Annotated in this window: 11 protein-coding genes and 1 tRNA gene; 6 read left to right on the forward strand and 6 right to left on the reverse strand. The window is 60.5% G+C overall.

Annotation, left to right across the window (positions count from 1 at the left end; translation table 11 throughout):
• Positions 1-113 precede the first annotated feature (113 nt).
• Positions 114-4,436, forward strand: coding sequence for a cytochrome P450 (locus NKI96_RS14930; RefSeq protein ID WP_352804975.1), 4,323 nt, complete (start codon positions 114-116; stop codon positions 4,434-4,436).
• Between the two features lie 30 nt (positions 4,437-4,466).
• Here the strand turns inward: NKI96_RS14930 and NKI96_RS14935 are convergent, their stop codons facing one another.
• Positions 4,467-5,153 carry a Crp/Fnr family transcriptional regulator gene (locus NKI96_RS14935; protein WP_023668987.1) on the reverse strand — a complete coding sequence of 229 codons (687 nt, stop codon included), beginning with the start codon at positions 5,151-5,153 and terminating at the stop codon, positions 4,467-4,469.
• Positions 5,154-5,667: 514 nt separating this feature from the next.
• Between NKI96_RS14935 and NKI96_RS14940 the strand changes: the two genes are divergently transcribed.
• The 5 genes from NKI96_RS14940 (at position 5,668) to NKI96_RS14960 (ending at position 13,457) form a co-directional block, all read left to right on the forward strand.
• On the forward strand, positions 5,668-7,932 hold the full coding sequence (locus NKI96_RS14940) for a DNA/RNA non-specific endonuclease (RefSeq protein ID WP_352804978.1): 2,265 nt from the start codon (positions 5,668-5,670) through the stop codon (positions 7,930-7,932).
• 16 nt (positions 7,933-7,948) lie between these two features.
• Positions 7,949-8,932 carry a trypsin-like peptidase domain-containing protein gene (locus NKI96_RS14945; protein ID WP_023726582.1) on the forward strand — a complete coding sequence of 328 codons (984 nt, stop codon included), beginning with the start codon at positions 7,949-7,951 and terminating at the stop codon, positions 8,930-8,932.
• 304 nt (positions 8,933-9,236) lie between these two features.
• Entirely contained in the window at positions 9,237-10,367 is a 1,131-nt protein-coding gene (locus NKI96_RS14950) for a hypothetical protein (RefSeq protein WP_352804981.1), read from the forward strand.
• Positions 10,364-12,994: a DNA/RNA non-specific endonuclease gene (locus tag NKI96_RS14955; protein ID WP_352804984.1), complete on the forward strand. Its 2,631-nt coding sequence runs from the start codon at positions 10,364-10,366 to the stop codon at positions 12,992-12,994. The genes NKI96_RS14950 and NKI96_RS14955 overlap by 4 nt, the downstream gene beginning before the upstream one ends.
• A gap of 190 nt (positions 12,995-13,184) precedes the next feature.
• Positions 13,185-13,457: a hypothetical protein gene (locus tag NKI96_RS14960; protein ID WP_155922395.1), complete on the forward strand. Its 273-nt coding sequence runs from the start codon at positions 13,185-13,187 to the stop codon at positions 13,455-13,457.
• A gap of 78 nt (positions 13,458-13,535) precedes the next feature.
• On the opposite strand, the gene NKI96_RS14965 is transcribed toward NKI96_RS14960, so the two are convergent.
• From NKI96_RS14965 to NKI96_RS14985, 5 genes are all read right to left on the reverse strand, one after another.
• Positions 13,536-14,150, reverse strand: a complete 615-nt coding sequence (locus NKI96_RS14965) for a hypothetical protein (protein WP_352804987.1) — start codon at positions 14,148-14,150, stop codon at positions 13,536-13,538.
• Positions 14,140-14,691, reverse strand: coding sequence for a hypothetical protein (locus NKI96_RS14970; RefSeq protein WP_352804989.1), 552 nt, complete (start codon positions 14,689-14,691; stop codon positions 14,140-14,142). The genes NKI96_RS14965 and NKI96_RS14970 overlap by 11 nt, the downstream gene beginning before the upstream one ends.
• An 888-nt stretch (positions 14,692-15,579) precedes the next feature.
• On the reverse strand, positions 15,580-16,482 hold the full coding sequence (locus NKI96_RS14975; protein WP_352804992.1) for a hypothetical protein: 903 nt from the start codon (positions 16,480-16,482) through the stop codon (positions 15,580-15,582).
• Positions 16,483-16,739: 257 nt separating this feature from the next.
• Positions 16,740-16,814: transfer RNA gene (locus tag NKI96_RS14980), tRNA-Val, on the reverse strand.
• Between the two features lie 127 nt (positions 16,815-16,941).
• Positions 16,942-17,625: a phosphoglycolate phosphatase gene (locus tag NKI96_RS14985; protein ID WP_023805169.1), complete on the reverse strand. Its 684-nt coding sequence runs from the start codon at positions 17,623-17,625 to the stop codon at positions 16,942-16,944.
• Position 17,626: the final 1 nt, after the last annotated feature.

A 17,626-nucleotide genomic window follows, 5' to 3' on the forward strand; every position in this document is an offset into this window, starting at 1 on the left:
GGCTGGAACATGGACCAACTGTGAAAAGATTCACATACGTGCAACCGATGCAAACCTAGGCGTTGAACGGCCGGCATCGCAATAACGTGGATAGCCGGGGGGCTTGAACGCGCATGACCGAACTGAAGTATTTCGACGCTATTCGCGTGGCCCAGAAAAACCAGCGCCCGCTGTCGGAAATGCCGCCGTTCGATCTCGGCCGGATCCGCAAGACAGGGCTGATTGCGCGCATCGTCGGGTCTCTGGCCGAAGACCCCCGCTGGGCGCTTTCCCTGTTGCGGCGTATCCGCCCGACCGGCAAGCTCTTCGGTGTTCTCGTGGTCACCAAGAACGCCGATGTCCGCGACATATTGGAGCGCGGCGACGAATTCCAGACCCCATACGGCCCGGAAATGACCGAGCTTGCCCGCGGATCGAACTTCATCCTCGGCATGCAGGACGGCGCCGACTACCGGCGCATGAAATCGTCGGTGCTGAGTGCATTCCCGCCGGCCGAGGTCGAAGCCGCCGTCAGGCCGATCGCGGCGCGTCATTCGCAAGAGATCATGACGCGCGCCAGCCCCGGCTTCGATGCGATCTCCAGGTTGATGAAGATCGTCCCGGTGCACATCTGCCGCGATTATTTCGGCGTCGAGATGGACGATGAATCCGAATTCGCCGACTGGGCGATCGCGCTGAGTGCGCTGTTCTTTTCGGACCCGACGGCGAGCCCCGTCATGCGCGAACTCGCAGTGGTGGCGGGCGACCGTCTTTTCAAAGTCATCGATCGCTCCATCCAGTCGGCTAGGGACCGGGGCTTGAAGGCCGAGCAACCGCTGGCGAGGCTGGTTGTCCAGATGGATCAGGGCCGCCTGTCGCGGGACGACCTCAATTCGATCATGCTGGGCATGATCGCCGGCTTCGTCCCGACCAATGTGCTGGCCGCCGGCAATTGCCTCGACGTGATCCTGTCGCGGCCCGACGCAAGGCAGGCTATCGATGCCGCATTGGCCGAAAACGATACCGCCAAGCTCGACAGGGCCGTCCTTGAAGCCATGCGCTTCAAGCCGATCTGGGTCGGCCCCTGGCGCTACACGGCCCGCGACGCGATCATCGGCAAGGGTACGCGCCGCGAGCGCCTGGTGAAGGCCGGCACGGTGGTGATGCCGGCGACGCTGTCGGCGATGTTCGATGCCGACGCCGTGCAGAACCCGGACCAGTTCGACACATCGCGCCCGCATCGCGACTACATGGTGTTCGGCCACGGCATTCATCAGTGCATCGGCGCCGAGATTGCCAGGATCCAGATCGGCGAAAGCCTGCGCGCCCTGTTCCAGAAGCAGGGCGTGCGCCGCATGCCCGGCAAGGCCGGGCGGATGACCCGCATCGGCGCCTATCCCGAAACCCTCAAGGTCGATTTCGAACGGGCAGAACTCTGCCGCACCGTAACGCAGTCTATGGTGACGGTGGTCTGCCCGGTCACCCGATCCGCGTCGCTGGATGCTGTCCGCGACAAGGTTGCCAGCCTCGGCAACCCGGCCGTCGAAGATATCCGCACCGCGCTCGACATTGCCGGCACCGTCCACTTCACCAGCCTGACCGTGGTCGGCACCGGCGAGATCGGCGCTGATTCCGGTCAGGAAAAAGGAGCTCTGGTTCTCGAGATTTCCGGTGACGGCAGCATCGACGATGTCATCGATGCGGTCACGCACGCCATCGGGCACCGGCTACGGCCGATCTTCAAGGATGTCTGCGATCTGCGCGATGGCGGCGCATTGAACGATTTCCTGCGCAAGCACAATGTCGACATATCGCCGTCCTTCGGCAGCAATGCCGGACTGGTGTTTTCGGGCACGCCGGGGCACTCGGTCCAGCGTATCAAGGCCGAGCAGCAGCTTTTCGAAGCCGTGCGCGACATCGTCGAGCGGCCACGCAAAGGCGCCGGCAACGCTCCTGCCGTGCTCGCTGAAGTTCGCCAGCATGTCCAGTCATTAGAGACGTTTGCCTGGGCGTTCGAGCCGGCCGAGAGCCTGCTGGAAAAGCCGCCGGGTCATTGGGGCCGTGCTCTGATGACGACGTTGCTGGTACCACCGGTCTTCGTCACGGTGGCGATCATCTGGGCTGCTTGCTGGTACATGACCTACAGTGTGGTGTTCGGCAGATCTATCGACATCAGTTCCCAGGAAATCTCCTTCACCGCTATAGCCGTGGCAATCACCTCACTTCTGTTGTCCGGACTTGGAGTGTTGGTGGCAGCGGCGCTGCTGGCGTTTTCGTGCTTGCTGGCGCTGCGACGCCGCGAGGACAGGGATCGGCCGGAAAGCACATCGATCGGCATATCTGAATTGAACGCGATACTCGTCAAGGAGGGCCACGCGGCACAGAACCATCTGACTGCGATTTCGACGATGAAGGCCGGCATCCTGCGGCGGCTGGCGCTCAGGTTTTCTTTCTACCTGATCTCGATAGCTGCCCAGAAGGTATTCAAGCCAGGCTTCCTCAACACCATCAACACCATCCATTTCGCCCGCTGGATACTGCTGCCCGGCTCCAACCGATTGATGTTCTTCTCCAACTACGGCGGCAGCTGGGAAAGCTATCTTGAGGACTTCATCGCCAAGGCGTCCGCTGGCCTGACCGGCGTGTGGAGCAACACCGTGGGCTATCCACGCACACGATGGCTGTTCCTGGACGGCGCCCGCGACGGCGATCGTTTCAAGCGCTGGGCGCGGCGCCAGCAGGTGCCGACCCTGTTCTGGTACTCCGCCTATCCCCAAATCAACACAGAGCGCATCCGGATCAATTCCCGGGTCAGGCGCGGCATTGCTTCCGCCGTCGGCAACGAGGCGCGCGACTGGCTGAGCTTGTTCGGTTCGCTACGGCGCCCGGCGAGCGAAACAACCACCGTTCAAAAGACCACTTCGCTGCTGGCCAATATCAGCTCTGCCTTTCCGGCGCCTCTCGAGCAGCAGCTGGAAACCGGCGAGATCCAGTCCATCTTCTTCGGCCCGCTCGGCCCGCTCGCTTATTCGCATATGCTTGCGATCCGGGTGCCGGACAAGTTGCCGGCGCCCAAGCGCAGAGCCTGGCTCGATTTCGTTGTCGAGCAGACGAGTTTCGGCGAAGGCAGGCCCGCCGGGCGCGCTATGATAGTCGCCTTTGGTCCCGGTGGCCTGCGGCAGTTTGGGCTCGACGAGGGTGTGGAGGGCGATCCACTGGAAACATTTCCGATCGCCTTTCGCCATGGCATGGGCAACCCCGAGCGTGGGCGCATACTGGACGACCGAGGCCGCGACGGCCCGGACGAATGGGAGTGGGGGTCGCTGGAGAACCCTGTTGACCTGGTCATCGTCTGCTATGCTGAAGACCCGGGACGGTTGAAGACCGAGATTGCCACCGTGAGACGAAAGACGACCGGTGCAGGCATGAAGGTCGTCGCCGAACTGCCGCTCGCCGTAAACCGGGGTCCGACCGACACGAAGACGAAATCGTCCGACGGGGCAAAGCGTGACGATCGGTCGGAACGTGGGCCAGCCTACGAGCATTTCGGTTTCGCGGACGGGATTTCGCAGCCGATTGTCCGGGGCACGACCCGCGCCAGCAGGGGCGCCGCGCCCATGCATCTGGTCGCGCCCGGCGAGTTCCTGTTCGGCTATCGTGATGAGCATGGGTTCTATCCAGCCTCGCCCTCGGTAAGCGCATCACGCGATCGGACCGGAATCCTTTCGCAGGTGCGCCGTAGCCGGCTGATTCCGGGCCTGCCGCCACCGCCGCGCGATTTCGGGCGCAACGGTTCATTCCTGGTTATTCGCCAGTTCGAGCAGCACGTCGACGTCTTCAACAACTACTGCAAAAAGGCTGCAGCCTTGGTCGCGAGCCAACTCGGCAACCAAGCCATCACGCAAGACTGGATTGCCGCCAAGATGCTCGGCCGCTGGCAGAACGGTAGCTCGCTGGTGCGCAACCCCGATCATCCGGGACGCGTCATCGACAACAACTTCGCCGCTGGCGCCGAGGATCCGCAAGGCCATCGCTGCCCGCTTGGTGCCCACATTCGCCGTTCCAACCCACGCGACTCGCTGGGTGAGGACCGCGATACGCAGATCAATATCGGCAAGCGCCATCGTATCCTGCGGGTCGGCCGTACCTACGAGAAGCAGGACGGCAAGAATGGCAAGGTCGAAAAAGGGCTGCTGTTCATGTGCCTCAACGCCGACATAGAGCGCCAGTACGAATTCATTCAGCAGACCTGGGTTTCATCGGCCACGTTCCAGGGCCTCGTCGCTGAAAAGGACCCGACGATTGGTTCGCGCGGCGGTGATGGCAGGTTCACCATTCCGTCATGGGAAAAGGTCACGACGCTCCGTGACATGCCGCAATTCGTCACCACCAAGGGTGGTGGATACTTCTTCATGCCCAGCCGCTCGGCGCTGCGCTACCTGATTTCGCGGCTCTGAGTCTTAGCCGGGGCTGATTCGGGATCGGCGTCAGTCGTCGTCCTGCGATTCGGCGATATGGCGCAGCGCCCCGGTGTCGGTGATGCGCAGGCCGCCGCGTTTGATGGCAATGAACGAGCGGTTGCGCCAGTCGTTGAGCGTCTTGTTGACGGACTCGCGCGTGGCGCCGAGGAACTCTCCGAGTTCCGATTGCGAGATCGGGATCCAGCCGGCGCTGTCGGCCATCACCTTGGCCAGGAAGACCAGGCGTTTGGCGAGCCTCGCCTCGATGCCGAAGAAGGCCTGGTCGCCGAGTTCGCCGCTGACCCAGCGCAGCCGGGCGCACAGAAGTTCGATCATCGCGCGTGCCAGCGGTGGATTTCTCTCAATGCGATCAAAGAGTTGTGTCCTGCTGAGCGAAACCAGCTCGCAAGCGGTCAGGCAGATGGCGGTGGCGGTGCGTGGCCGCCCGTCAAGCGCGCCGATCTCGCCGACGAGGCTGCGCGACAGCTCGATATTGGCCACCAGCTTCTGCCCGCCAGGCGAATAGATCGAGATTTCCACCGTGCCGCTCATCACCCCGTAGATCCGGTCGGCGGCGTCTTCCTGGACGAACAGATGCTGGCCGGCGGCGTAGCGCTCGACCTTGCAGCCGCTGAACAGGATATCGAACAGCTTTGGATCGATGCGTGCCAGGCGCGGCAGATCGTTTCTGTCGTTTGGGCCGCCAAAAGCCATGTTCCAAATTCCCAATTGCCGCAATCGGCGAAGTTTAAGGGCCGAAGTCTAAGGCAAGAGTGCACCGCGTCAAAGGCCGGCGTTCATCCCTTGCGATTACGCCTTGTAAAGGCTTGGCGCAGTGGTCGCGCCCAGTGCCTGGCTCGTGCCGGGCGGAAAGCCGCCTGCCCCCGCGGGGCGGGGGGGCCCGCGGGGTCCAGGCGCCAACTGATAAAAATGGATAGGTGATAAAATTTCTGTAAAACCGAGCGGCCGCAATGGCCTTTCCGCCTGTTGCGATAGCTGGGCGCAAACAGCGTGAGCGTATGTGACGGAGATCACATACAGCATCGCTGAAATAATGCGAGCGTCATACATCGCGCGAGCGACTGCGGGCAAAGAGACATGCCGACGTTGCGCCCCGGTCATATTCGACGCAAGTTGATTTGTTTCCTTGCCTGCCGGTCAGAATTGCACCAGTCTAAAATGGGGCAATACACTTCTTTACTTCGACAGAACCTTTGGGGGGGCGACTATGCCGGTCAGCAGAGAGCAGCGAATCCGTCAATATCTCGATCTCGTCACCGGGGGCGAGAGGACTGAATCGGTCCTCGGCAACATGGAGACGATGGCAGGCGGCGGCCTGGAATCCCTTGCGCCTGCGGAAGCCGGCAAGACGGAGGCGGCGTTTGAATCGGCGCGCGCTGGCATGGAGAGCCTCGCGCGGGGCGCCGAAGTCGCGCCCGAGCAGCTTTCCGATCTGGAAGCCATAATCATCCCGGAGTTGCGGCCGGTCTATGACATCAAGGATGGCACCTTTACGACGCTGACTTTCGACGGCGCTCCGACACCTGGCCATTCGCTGTGGACGAAGCTTACCAGCGAGGCCGCATTGAAGCAGCGCATCGAAGCCGCCCTGCCGGCGATCGGGCGCATCGAACTGTTGTGGAACACCAATATCCCTTACGGCGGCACGGGCTTCGTCGTCGGCCGCAACCTGCTGATGACTAACCGTCATGTGGCGCAGATATTTGCGGACGGCCTTGGCGACCGCAATCTGCAATTCATCAACGGCCGCGCCGCCGGCATCGACTTCAAGCGCGATTCGGCGGCAGGAAACGTCTTCAAGATCCGCAATGTCCGGATGATCCATCCCTATTGGGACATGGCGATCCTCGAAGTCGAAGGCCTGCCCGACAACATCACGCCGCTGTCGCTCGCGGTCGCCGACGCGCGCGATATGCTGCGCCAGGAAGTCGTCGCCATCGGCTATCCCGCGTTCGACAATCGCAACGCGGTCGATGTCCAGAACGAGCTCATGCGCAATCGTTTCCAGGTCAAGCGCCTGCAACCGGGCATGCTGCAGGGCGGCTTCGATACGGAGAGTTTCGGCAAGATCGTCAGCGCTGCGACACATGATTGCTCGACCACTGGCGGCAACTCCGGCACCGCCATGATCAACCTCGCCACCGGCGAGGTCGTGGCGCTGCATTTCGCCGGCCGCTATCTCGAGCGCAACTACGCCGTGCCCACCGGCGCGCTCGCCAACGACCAGCGTGTCGTCGATCTCGGCCTCAATTTCGCCGGCGCCGCCAGCGGCGGCCCCAACGATTGGGGCGCATGGTGGAACAAGGCGGACAGCGGGTCGCCGGCCGAGGGCGTAAACCTGGTTGAAGTCGGCGGCGTCCAGCAGATCCCGGGCGTCGCCACCCAGACGCCTCCATCCGGAGGCGTCGTCGTTTCGCCGGGCGGCAGCGTCACCTTCGAAGTGCCGTTGCGCATCACCGTCTCGCTCGGCGCAACGCCTGCCCATGAAGCGGTCACGGAATCGGTCGAGCTCGAAGCGGCCAAGCCGACCCCTCCAGGCGGCGCATTCGTTCCCAAAACGGTCGCGGACTATGCCGGCTATAAGGGCTACGACGAGAAATTTCTCTCTGGCGGCACTAAACTCGCGCCGGTCGTTGTGCCGATGCCTGAGGCCACCGACCTCTCCGTGCTGGCGCCACTTAGAGACGGGGGCACGCGGCTAGACTACCAGAATTTTTCGCTCAAGATGCACGCCAAGCGGCGGCTGGCGCTGTTCACCGCCTCCAACGTCACCGAGGAGAGCAACCTGCGCGAGCCGGAAAAGGGCCGCAACTATTCGCGCGGCGGCCTGTTCAGCGAGCGCTGGTTCCCGGATCTGCGGCTCGACGACAAGTACCAGATCCCCGACGTCTTCTACACCCAGGATCAGGGCGCCTTCGACAAGGGCCATATCGTCAGGCGCGATGACGTGGCCTGGGGCAGCACCTTCGAGCTGCTGCTCAGGGGCAATGTCTGCTCCTTCCATGTCACCAACTGCTCGCCCCAGGTCGAAGGCTACAACCGCTCCGACAGCGGCGAGAAGAACTGGGGGGATCTCGAGAATCACGTCCTGTCGGAGGCGGCGAGCGAGCGGCTTTGCGTCTTCGCCGGGCCGGTCCTCGCCGATGATGACCGGACCTTTGCCGGCAAGGGTTCCAAAGGCACCAGTCTTCGCGCGCCGGTGCCGCGCCGCTTCTGGAAGGTGGTGGTCGCCCGCGTCAGTGACGGCATCGCCAGTTATGGCTTCGTGCTCGAACAGGATCTGTCGGACACGGAGCTGGAGTTTACCGTCTCCGACGAGTTCATCGGCGCCATGTACCCGCTGACCGAAATCTCCGAAATGACCGGCGTCAGCTTCGACCAATCGTTGATCGATGCCGACCAGTACGAAACGGTTCGCGGCACCGAAATTGCGATGCGGGCGGGATCACGCAAGCGGAAGAAGAAGGCTTAGGGTCGGAGGGAATCCCATGACCGAATGGACGCAATCCGAACTGAACAGTCTCAACCGCATCCTCGCCAACCTCTACCCGATGATCGGCGACGGCGTGCGTGTTGCCAAAGGTGTCGGTCTTTCGACTGCCCAGATCGCCTTTGACAACAAGGCGATCAACAACTGGTTTGCGATTGTCCAGCGCGCAAAGCAGGAGACCAGGGCCGATGACCTCGTCGCCTTTGCACTCGATGAGAATCCCGGCGACCAAGCACTGCTGCAGGCAAAGCAGCACGCCCCGCCGCCGCCGGTCGAAGGCCCCGCGACCGCCAATTGGAGCGGCGCGACGGCGCCGGCCCAGCTCGAAAAAATCCTTGGCGACAAGAGCACGCTGGTGCCGATCAGCTATCTCGAACTCGGCCTTGTCAGGGCAAGATCGGTGGTGCGCATCAAGCGTGCGGATGGCAGCTCCGGCACCGGCTTCATGACCACCGGCGGGATACTGATCACCAACAACCATGTCTTGCCTGACGACGCTTCATTGGCGGGCACGGTGGTCCAGTTCAACTATCAGCGCACCGTTGCCGGGCTCGACGCGCCGCTCGACCAGTTCGACATCGACACCGCCGTGCCTCTTCGTACCTCCAACGACAATGATTGGTCAGCCGTCCGCATCAAGGGCGATGCTTCCAAGTGGGGCGAGCTGGACATGAAGCCCATGGCCGTGAAGGTCGGCGATCACGTCAATATCATCCAGCATCCCGGCGGTGCGCAGAAACAGATTTCGTTCGTCGCCAATGTCGTGGCCTTCGTCGGCGGCGGCCGCGTCCAGTATCTGACCGACACACTGCCGGGTTCGTCGGGCTCGCCGGTCTTCGACACCGACTGGAACCTGATTGCGCTGCATCACAGCGGAGGCTGGCTCACCGAGCCCAACGCGCCTACCAAAAGCACATATTATCGCAACGAAGGCATCGCGATCGACACCATCATCCAGGACCTCGCGGCCAAGCCTGTGTAGATGGTGAGCTATGCAGACCGATGGCGCAGCTCGATGCGCGGCGATTTGGGACTACGGCATGTAAAATTTTTCGGATGTGACGGTTTATAACGCCAGACACCAAACACCAGGGAGTTCACAGATCAGCGCCTATTTCGACCTCAGGCTTCAACTGGCTGATCTCTACCCATTGCCTCCCGATTGGTTGCAGGTAACCAAGGACGCTGGAATCGTCGCTGGCGCCATCAACCTCCAGGGGGCGGCGCTTACAGTCTGGTTCAACATCCTTGACTATGCGTTGACCAATAAACTGTCGCAGGCGCTTATGACTGCCGTCGTGGCGCAAAATCCGCAGTGCGCGGCCCGGTTCAAGGCCTATCTGGACGAACTCGCCGCGGGCCAGAAACCGACGGCCGAGTTGCCCGGCATGACGACCGACGATCGGGTCAACACCGCGCTCGCAGGCTTCAACGCCGTCAACCAGCAGTCCAAGGACATTCAGGCCACGCTTGCCGCCGACAACGGCCTCACCAATGTCACCAGCCAGATCGATGTCCTCAAGACCTACAAGGACCTGCATGACCATCTGCAGAGTTTTCAATACGGCATCGGCAGCTTCCAGAACCTGCTGGTCGCCGCCCGCGACATGGGGGCCGACCTGGAGCAGGTCCGCGTCATGCGCAATTTCCTCAAAATATTGAAGCTCTTCTGTGTCTCTATCGGAGAGTCGGTCATGGAGCTGCCGGCGGGGCCGGCGCTTCACGATATCGAGCAGGCCTGGCTCGACGACCTCAAGGGGGCTGCGATGAAGTTGCAGGCTGCCATCGATAACAAGTCTCCGGACGCCTACGACGCGCTGTTTGACGTGCGCACCGTGCTGCGCGTCGTGCCGTCGCGGCTCAACCAGCAGATTTTCGTCACGGCAAAGAACCTGCCCTTCGGACTTTTGGCCACCGGTCTAGATACGATAGCCGGCAAACTTCCTGCAGAAGAGCCGTCCGTGCCCTTGATCAAGGCCGCGCATGACGCGATCATGGTGCTGTCCTCGACCATCTACGCGCGCGTCGTCGAGCACAAGCTATGGCAGGACATCGACAACAAGCTGGCCAGCCTTACCGACATGATCGAGCCGATAGAAGGGGGCGCTGCGGCGGACAAGTCGCTGCCGTTCCAGTTTTCGCCGCTGTGGCGAAACCTGGAAGTGAAGGTCAAGGTTCTTGCCGACCTCGACCCCACTGGAGCGTGGCGGGCGACGCTCGTCGACTACTCCACCGACGTCAACGACCAGCTATCGCGCGAGACCGTCGATGCCGCCTTCATCCTTGCCTTCGAAGCCTATCGGGACGAGGCCCAGCAACGCTTCGTCCAGGTCGATCTGGCGCTGAAAACGGAATGCGCCTCGATCGTCCGCGTCAGCACGCCTTTGCACAAGATCATTGAGGACCTGGGGCCATGAGCGATGAACTTGCGACAGGCACGGAGACCGAAACTCCGGCCGATTTTATTTCGCTGAGCGACATCCGGATCGCACATCTCGAGCTGATGCGCATCGCCAGCAGCAATGAAGCCGTCGACCCATCGATGAGCCGCAGCGACAAGGCCGGCGCCGAGACGACGGAAGCCAGCATCGACAACACGGCCCCCGATGCGCAGGCCATCCGCGACTTCCTGGCCAAGGCACGGCGCGCCGGCAGCTCCATCGCGCGGGAATCCGACCGGCGCGCGGCGCAGCGCATACTCGATTATTGGTCCGCCGAACTGGTCACGCGGCCGGGCATCACCTCAGCCGACGTCAGCCCGGCGCGGCTCGCGTCTTTCGCAGGTGGCGGCGGCCTTGAAACGGTCGCTGTCGCGGCGGACGATCCGGGGTCGGTTGCAACGGATGCCATTGTCGGGCCGGCCAAAGCCGGCCCCACGGCCTCTGGGTCCAACGAGCAATCCGCATCCGACGACGAACTGAGTTCGGACGAACTGACCGAGCGCTTTCGCATCCGTGTGGCCGCTCAGGCCAGGCAATGGAAGAACACCGGCTATGCCGGTTATCTCCTGCGCGGCGAAGCGCTGAAGGAGGCGGCGGAGCTGCCGCAAGGTGCCGACATTGCCGAGTTCGTTGAGGCGAGCGCCAAGGCGGAGACGGACAGCCAGAAGCAGCGCGATCGCAGCAAGAACCTGCTGATCGCCGTGTTCGGCCTGGCAGCCCTGATCCTGGCCGCAACAACCTATTTTGCCTTCCTTCAAAGAGATGATGCTTTTGCGGAAGGCGAGAGGGCCGGGAGGAAGGCAGTCCAGATCGAGAAGCTCAACGACAAGCTTAACGCCGCCCTGAAAGACGCAGAAAATGCGCGTGCGCAAGCTGAGGCAGCACGTGATGTTGCCTTGAAGAATGCCGACGACGCGGCCAAGAGGCTCGCCGAGCAACAAGCTACGCAGGCCACGTTACGGTCCGCGATCGTGCTGGTGGTCCAACAGCTCAAACTCGGCAAAATGGCCATAGACGAACTGACACCCGATTTACGGCAGGCCGTGCTTGTCGAACTGGCCGGTCAGGTCAAGAACGGCGAGGTCTCAATCAGCCAATTGCCGGTGCCGTTGCAGAGTGCGCTTGAACCGCTGCTCGGCCAAGCTATCGACAAGCAGCCCAGCAGTTCAACAGGCTACAAGGTCGATTTCATCCAGGCCAAGATCGGCTTGCCCCGGCTGACCGGCGATTTGGCTCGCGACGCATCGGCCACACCGCTGGACTACATCAACTATTCGCTGGTCATGGGCCGTAGTCACCGCATAGCCATCTATTCAGCGGTCAATCTGGATCGGTCGCAAAGGATGACACTGCAGGTCACCGGAGGTGGATTGAGGTATGATAGTCGGCTGCTGCACGATTTGCAGCCGGACCGTGCCTGGTACCTCAGGCCGGACCGGCGGTGGCTGCCGGCGCGATTGGCGAATGCCAGCGACATCGCCTGGGGCCCCGAATTCACGGGAGATCCTGCAACGGCGGCGCTCAGACTGGCGCAGTATACCTATGTCCTGCCCAACACGATGCCGCAGTCCAGCGCTTTTTACGAAACAAGGTGGGCGCCGCTCGAAAACTGGGTGCGCACGCTGCACAACCCGCTGGCCAACAAGGTGACCATCTTCAGCGGCACCATCTTCAAGCCCACCAGCCACCCGATCGATGGCGTGCCGGTCCCCTATGCCTATTGGAAACTCGCCGTCTCGTCCGTGTCTGCTGCTGTGAAGGGTGAGGTGAGGGAGCCGCAATTCGTCGTTGATGCGTTCCTCATTCCGGGCGATGCTACAGATGAGTTCGACCCTGATCGGTACCGTGTCCCGGTCGCTGAGCTCGAAAACCGCACTGGCCTCAATTTTGGCTATCTTATCGAATGGTCGGACACGCATCCCGGCCCGAACGGAACCGCAGCCGACAATCTGGCCGCACGCCTCAAGTTGCTCGACAGCGCCAACGATGCCCAGGCAGTGCGTGACGAACTGACCTCCGTGCTTGGCAATCCGGATCTCCCTGTGTCCGAAAAACGCAAGGTTGTGGCGGCCCTTGTCGGGATGGCCGGTCTCCAGAGCATGACCGGGCTGACACAAGCGGGGCGCAGCAATGTGCTTGATGCCCTGCTCGGGGTTCCGACTGAATTCTGGGCACGCCCGGACTGGCTGCCTGCGTTCGCCGGGGCGCGTCGGGCGGTTGCCGATCTCATCGTGTCGGCAGCGGGGCCCCAGACGATCGTCGGCGACCAGGATCGCAACGCGCTCAACACTCTGAAGGAGCGGCTCCATATCCAGCCGAGCACGCAGACGGTTTACGTCCAGTTCGCCGGAATGGCGCGCGAGGACGCCGAGGCGCTTTCCGCAAAAATGCGCGCTTTGGGCTGGGGCATACCGAAGCCCGGCGAAGAACGGGTCGCCGCCGCCGCCGGCAAGAACGAGGTGCGCTACAATCCGGATGTCGACGCCGACCGCCGCGCCGCCGAACTGCTGGCCGCCGACCTCACTGCTGCCGGCCAGAAAGTGACCGCCCAGGCGGTACCGGTTATCGGCGCCAACACGCTGGAGATCTGGATCAGCATCTGAGCAATTCCAGGAAAAGTGTGAAACGGTTTCCCGGGAAAAGCGCGAAGCGCTTTCCCTTGGGAATTGCGTCAAACAGGGAGTTAGCCGGCTGCGAGCCGAGCACCGGAAGAAGTCGTTCGTCAAAAAGCCGTGATGCAGCGTTTCAAATTAGCGGCGACAATACGGGCCGGTTTCACTCAAGGGGTTTTTCATGCGCACACGCCACGCCGTCATGCTTGCACTTGCAGCACTTTCCATTCCTGCCGTCTCCATGCCGCTGCAGAAAGCCAGCGCGCTGGAGCCAGAAAAATACACGGTCTATTGCGCCAACGATCACATCGAGGTCTCGTTCTGGGATCTCGAGCAGATGAAGGTGCGCAACGGCTCCGATGTCTGCCAGTTCCAGAGCTATACCAGCTACTCAAGCGCCCTGAATTTCGCGCAGAAGAATTTTGGTGGGGAAGGGGCGAGTTGTAGCTGCTGAATAGAAGCCTGAAATGTACTTCAGGAATGGCAGATGGTGGCGATGGAGGCCGCCATCATTTTCAGGGGGTCAATATCCTCACAGGCGACAGCTTATGTCTTTCACCTCCCCCACTGCCATCTCGCCTTCCCAAAGGCAGTCTTTACGATCCTTTCGAGTTATCGTAACACTTACAGTGCCCTCATTCACGACATATTCGCTTAGCTCGGTAGAATCTACGAGTTGGCCATCGATAGTAATTATATAATCGCGCGGCGGAGTCGGCTTTACTATAATCCTAATTCTTGGCCTCTTATAAAGAATGTCAGTTACGTTCGTATATTTGGAGGCGGAAACGAACACTTCAAACTCGTTGAGGCTGCTGATTGCAAATTTGTTAGTGCCATTGCTCCAAAATCCATAGTCGCCGCCAGGCACCACCGTAACATATCCGGCGTTTGCCATCAGGGCGGCAATGGCCTGCGCCCTTTCGGTATCCAGCCCTGCGTTCTTCGCTTGAGATTCAATGCCAACCGATATCGCCTTCCAAACGACCCCTTTCGCTTGGGGCGTGACAACAATCCCGGTCGAGCTGACCCATTCTGCGATGAAATCGTCGGCAGATAGGCGATATTTGAAAACTTGGGCCTCCACATCTGCGGAAGTTATCGAAAGTACGAGCAGTGATATCAGACCAAAATATCTATTGAGCATTTTCGCCGTCCGAAGAGCTATTTGCACGTTCAAATGCCACTACGACGACCGTAACGGCAAAGAAAAAAATCCCCAAGCCCATAGCTAGAAAATGGGCCTTGTAAGATGTCTGTTGTGGATCCTTGGCAATGCAACTAACAGCATCGTTGAACCACAGATTAGCCAAACCCAGCCTCCATATGATGGCATAGAGAATGGATTGAACGAGGAGAATAATAGAGATCGAAAGGAGCGTGAGGGACGCTTTTTTCAGCTTTATATCGCCCTGAATGCCGAGGAGAAGCGCGGCAGAAAGGCCCACGACTCCAGTGCATATTGTAATGTCAAGATCTAGAATACCGTTCAGGAGTTCGACGACCTGCTTTAAAGGGTCGCTCACTTGATTTTGCGCCGGGCAGGGGGCGTCGGGTGCAGCTACAACAAAAGCCATGATCGAAAATAAAACGACTGTCACCAATATTATTGTAAACGTCGGCCATTGCTTTGCCATAATTCGGCAGATCAAATTGAGTTCGCTGGACGCATAAGTATAAGATAGCACCCAACGATATCCATTAGCAACAAAAGGATTCGCGTGTTGGCCTCGACAGTACCGACGGCGAATGGCGTCCGAATTCAGACGTGAGTCAGTCGCTCACGATGTAACGCCATTAGGCCTGCATTACTGCGCCGAAACGTGTCATTGGTAGGCGAAGCCTTTTCCGTCAGGACCTACGGGAGACGGGCCCGCAATTGAGCGCCATGCAGTTTCCTTGACCCCACAACGCTCACGCCCAATTCTGAGGCGATCAGGAGCAGCCTGCGAGCTGCTTTTTCGCCCACTAATCGTCCACATTCCACTTTGCCCGCCAGGATTCATCGCGTGGAGGAAGTTCCGGTGGTTCAGATTTATCGCCGTTCCTGAAGCACGCTTCCACCTTCAGGAATGCCTTGGCCTCCGGGGCGCAGGAACACGTCCAATGTGTAGATGTTTGCCTCCCCGCCGCCGACCTCTGCGTTTCGGATTTTACGGAGGTGCTCCAGATCCGCGAATTGCTCCTTCGAAAGGAGCCCGCGCGCGTAGGCGCCCTTCCCATCTCCGCCAGCACGAAAGATTGGGCGGTGACCTGCCGTGCGAACGGGCCGCACGTAAAACAAGCCCGACCATCCTTTAACGGAGACTCCCATGATTCTGGAGTTTTATTGCGAGGGAGAGAACACCCAAGATCTTCGACTACTACCTTGACCGCTACGGCTATCCCCGGTCGGCAATGTCCAAACCGCGGGGTATCGAGGGCGTAAAGCAGTTCGTCCTCCGGGGCGACCGGCCAAGCGCAAGGCAGCTCGAATGCATTAACAACGTGTTTCGGCAGCGCCCTTATTGGACGCCGATCTTCTTCCTCGGAGAGTGCCCCTTCTAGCGGAGGGGCATTTCTTGTGCGTCACAGCCCTACAGTAGCCGAGCTGTCATATCATGGGATGGTGCCGCTTTCAGAAGCAAAGCCACGTTCTGACGGGTTTGCGGAGTGTCGGCGACCGTAATCACAACCGAGACGTTATCGCCGGCAATATCGAACCCCACGAGAAATTGTGCGGCAAGCCTCTCGATATCCTCGCGAAAAGACCCAATTGCTTGCACTTCACGCGGCTTGACCTCAATCTGCATCAAATCGAGCCGCACTCGCATGCTCTTCGTAAGAGCGGGATTGAGCCGGTATTTCCCGTTAGTGGGCTCCAAGCTCGGCATATTACGCAAAAGTACCGAGAAAGCTGATGGAGCATTCTCAATTGTGCCGAGGCGCCTGAGGATGTCTGAAAGCTGGTCCTGCATGATTTTCTCAGAGGGCGTAGCCGTTTTGGCGAACTCCACTTTGCCGCGTGAAAAGGTGACCGGATTGTCCACCACATACTCGTCGGCGACCGCTGTTTTGACGAACTCCGTTAGCGTTTTCCGGGCAGCTTCCAGATCCTTCGGCCACTTTCGAGAGAATTCGATCGAGCGAAAAGAGCTGATGTCGAAGGGAATTTTTTGTCCTTCAAGATGCATGTGGATTGTCGGCTTTTGGATCGCGTGCCTGATGCCTATTTCATAAAAAGCATTCGGGTTCAGGTTAGTGAGGTCAGCAATGACCAACTCCGCCGACAGCAGAGCTGTGATAATCTGCTCATCGATGCGGCCAGGATTGGAAATCTTGTCGGCGCGTTCAACCCGAAAATTCGGGAAATGCTCCTCAAAGACGGGCTTGATAATTTCCTCCAGCAGCCAGTCTGCGTGAACCCGATCGTCGCTATCGTTGCCGCCTATTGGCCCGACGACGAAACAGAGCTTCTGTATTGCGGGAAACTTTGCCATCGACGCTCCCCCGAGTGAGAGCTCCCATTGCAGTCAACGCAGCGAGGAAGTCAACGGGATCGCAGCAAGGCCTCCATGGACACCACCTTTTTAGAGATGGGCCGGTCATCATGTACCAGAATGCACCGTGGTGCTGCACGGCTTCCATGGTTAGGCGAGGAAGTCGTCTCGCAGCATGCCTTCAGCAGGTTACGCGCTATGCCGATTTTCATAGGATTCGTCAGGATCAATTCATCCTACGTTTTGAAAGTGTTAGATGGTGGGCGATGCAGGGATTGAACCTGCGACCCCACCCGTGTGAAGGGTGTGCTCTCCCGCTGAGCTAATCGCCCGCTCGTTGCCCGAAGGCCAAGCGAGCCGCGATATAAGGGAGGCAGGGTCGTGAAGTCAAGGAGATGCGCCGGCCTTCTGTGCCTGAAATAGCCGAGGACAGGCGCTGCCGCGGAATCCCCGTTTCGCTCAGCCGGCCGCCGCTGCAATCAGCCGTTCCGCCAGGTCGAGCGTCAGCGCGTCGAAATGCGAAATCACCGCCGATGGCTCGAATTCCCTGACATGGCGGTCGGTGTAGCCGAAATCGACGGCGACCACCGGAATGCCGGCGGCCTTGGCCGTGTCGATGTCGGTCTGCGAATCGCCGACCATCAGTGCTCGATCCGGGTCGCCGCCGGCGAGCCGGATGGTCTCGGTCAGATGGCGCGCATCGGGCTTGCGGAAGGCGAACGTGTCCTGGCCGGCGATCGCGGCGAAATGCTTGGTCAGGCCGAGCGCCTCGATCAGCGCTTTCGAATTCGCCTCATATTTGTTGGTGCAGATGGCAAGCAGGTAGCCGGCCTTCTCGAAGCGGGCGATCGCCTCGACCACGCCGGGGTAGGGGCGGGACTTGCCGGGGATGTTGAGCGTGTAGTGGTCGAGGAACAGCTTGAGCAGCCGGTCGTGCTCCTCCACCGCCAGCGACTTCTGCTGCGCGGTATGCGCGCGCTCGATCATCACCCGTCCGCCCTGGCCGACAAAACGCCGGAAGCCGGCCTCGTCGACAGCGGCAAGCTCGCTGGCGGCAAGGCTGTGGTTGAGGCTGTCGAGCAGGTCCGGCGCCGTGTCGATCAGCGTCCCGTCGAGGTCGAACACGATGATCGGTTGGGTCATG

The sequence above is a fragment of the Mesorhizobium sp. M0292 genome (assembly GCF_040321695.1).
In the GTDB taxonomy this organism is placed as follows: Bacteria; Pseudomonadota; Alphaproteobacteria; order Rhizobiales; family Rhizobiaceae; genus Mesorhizobium.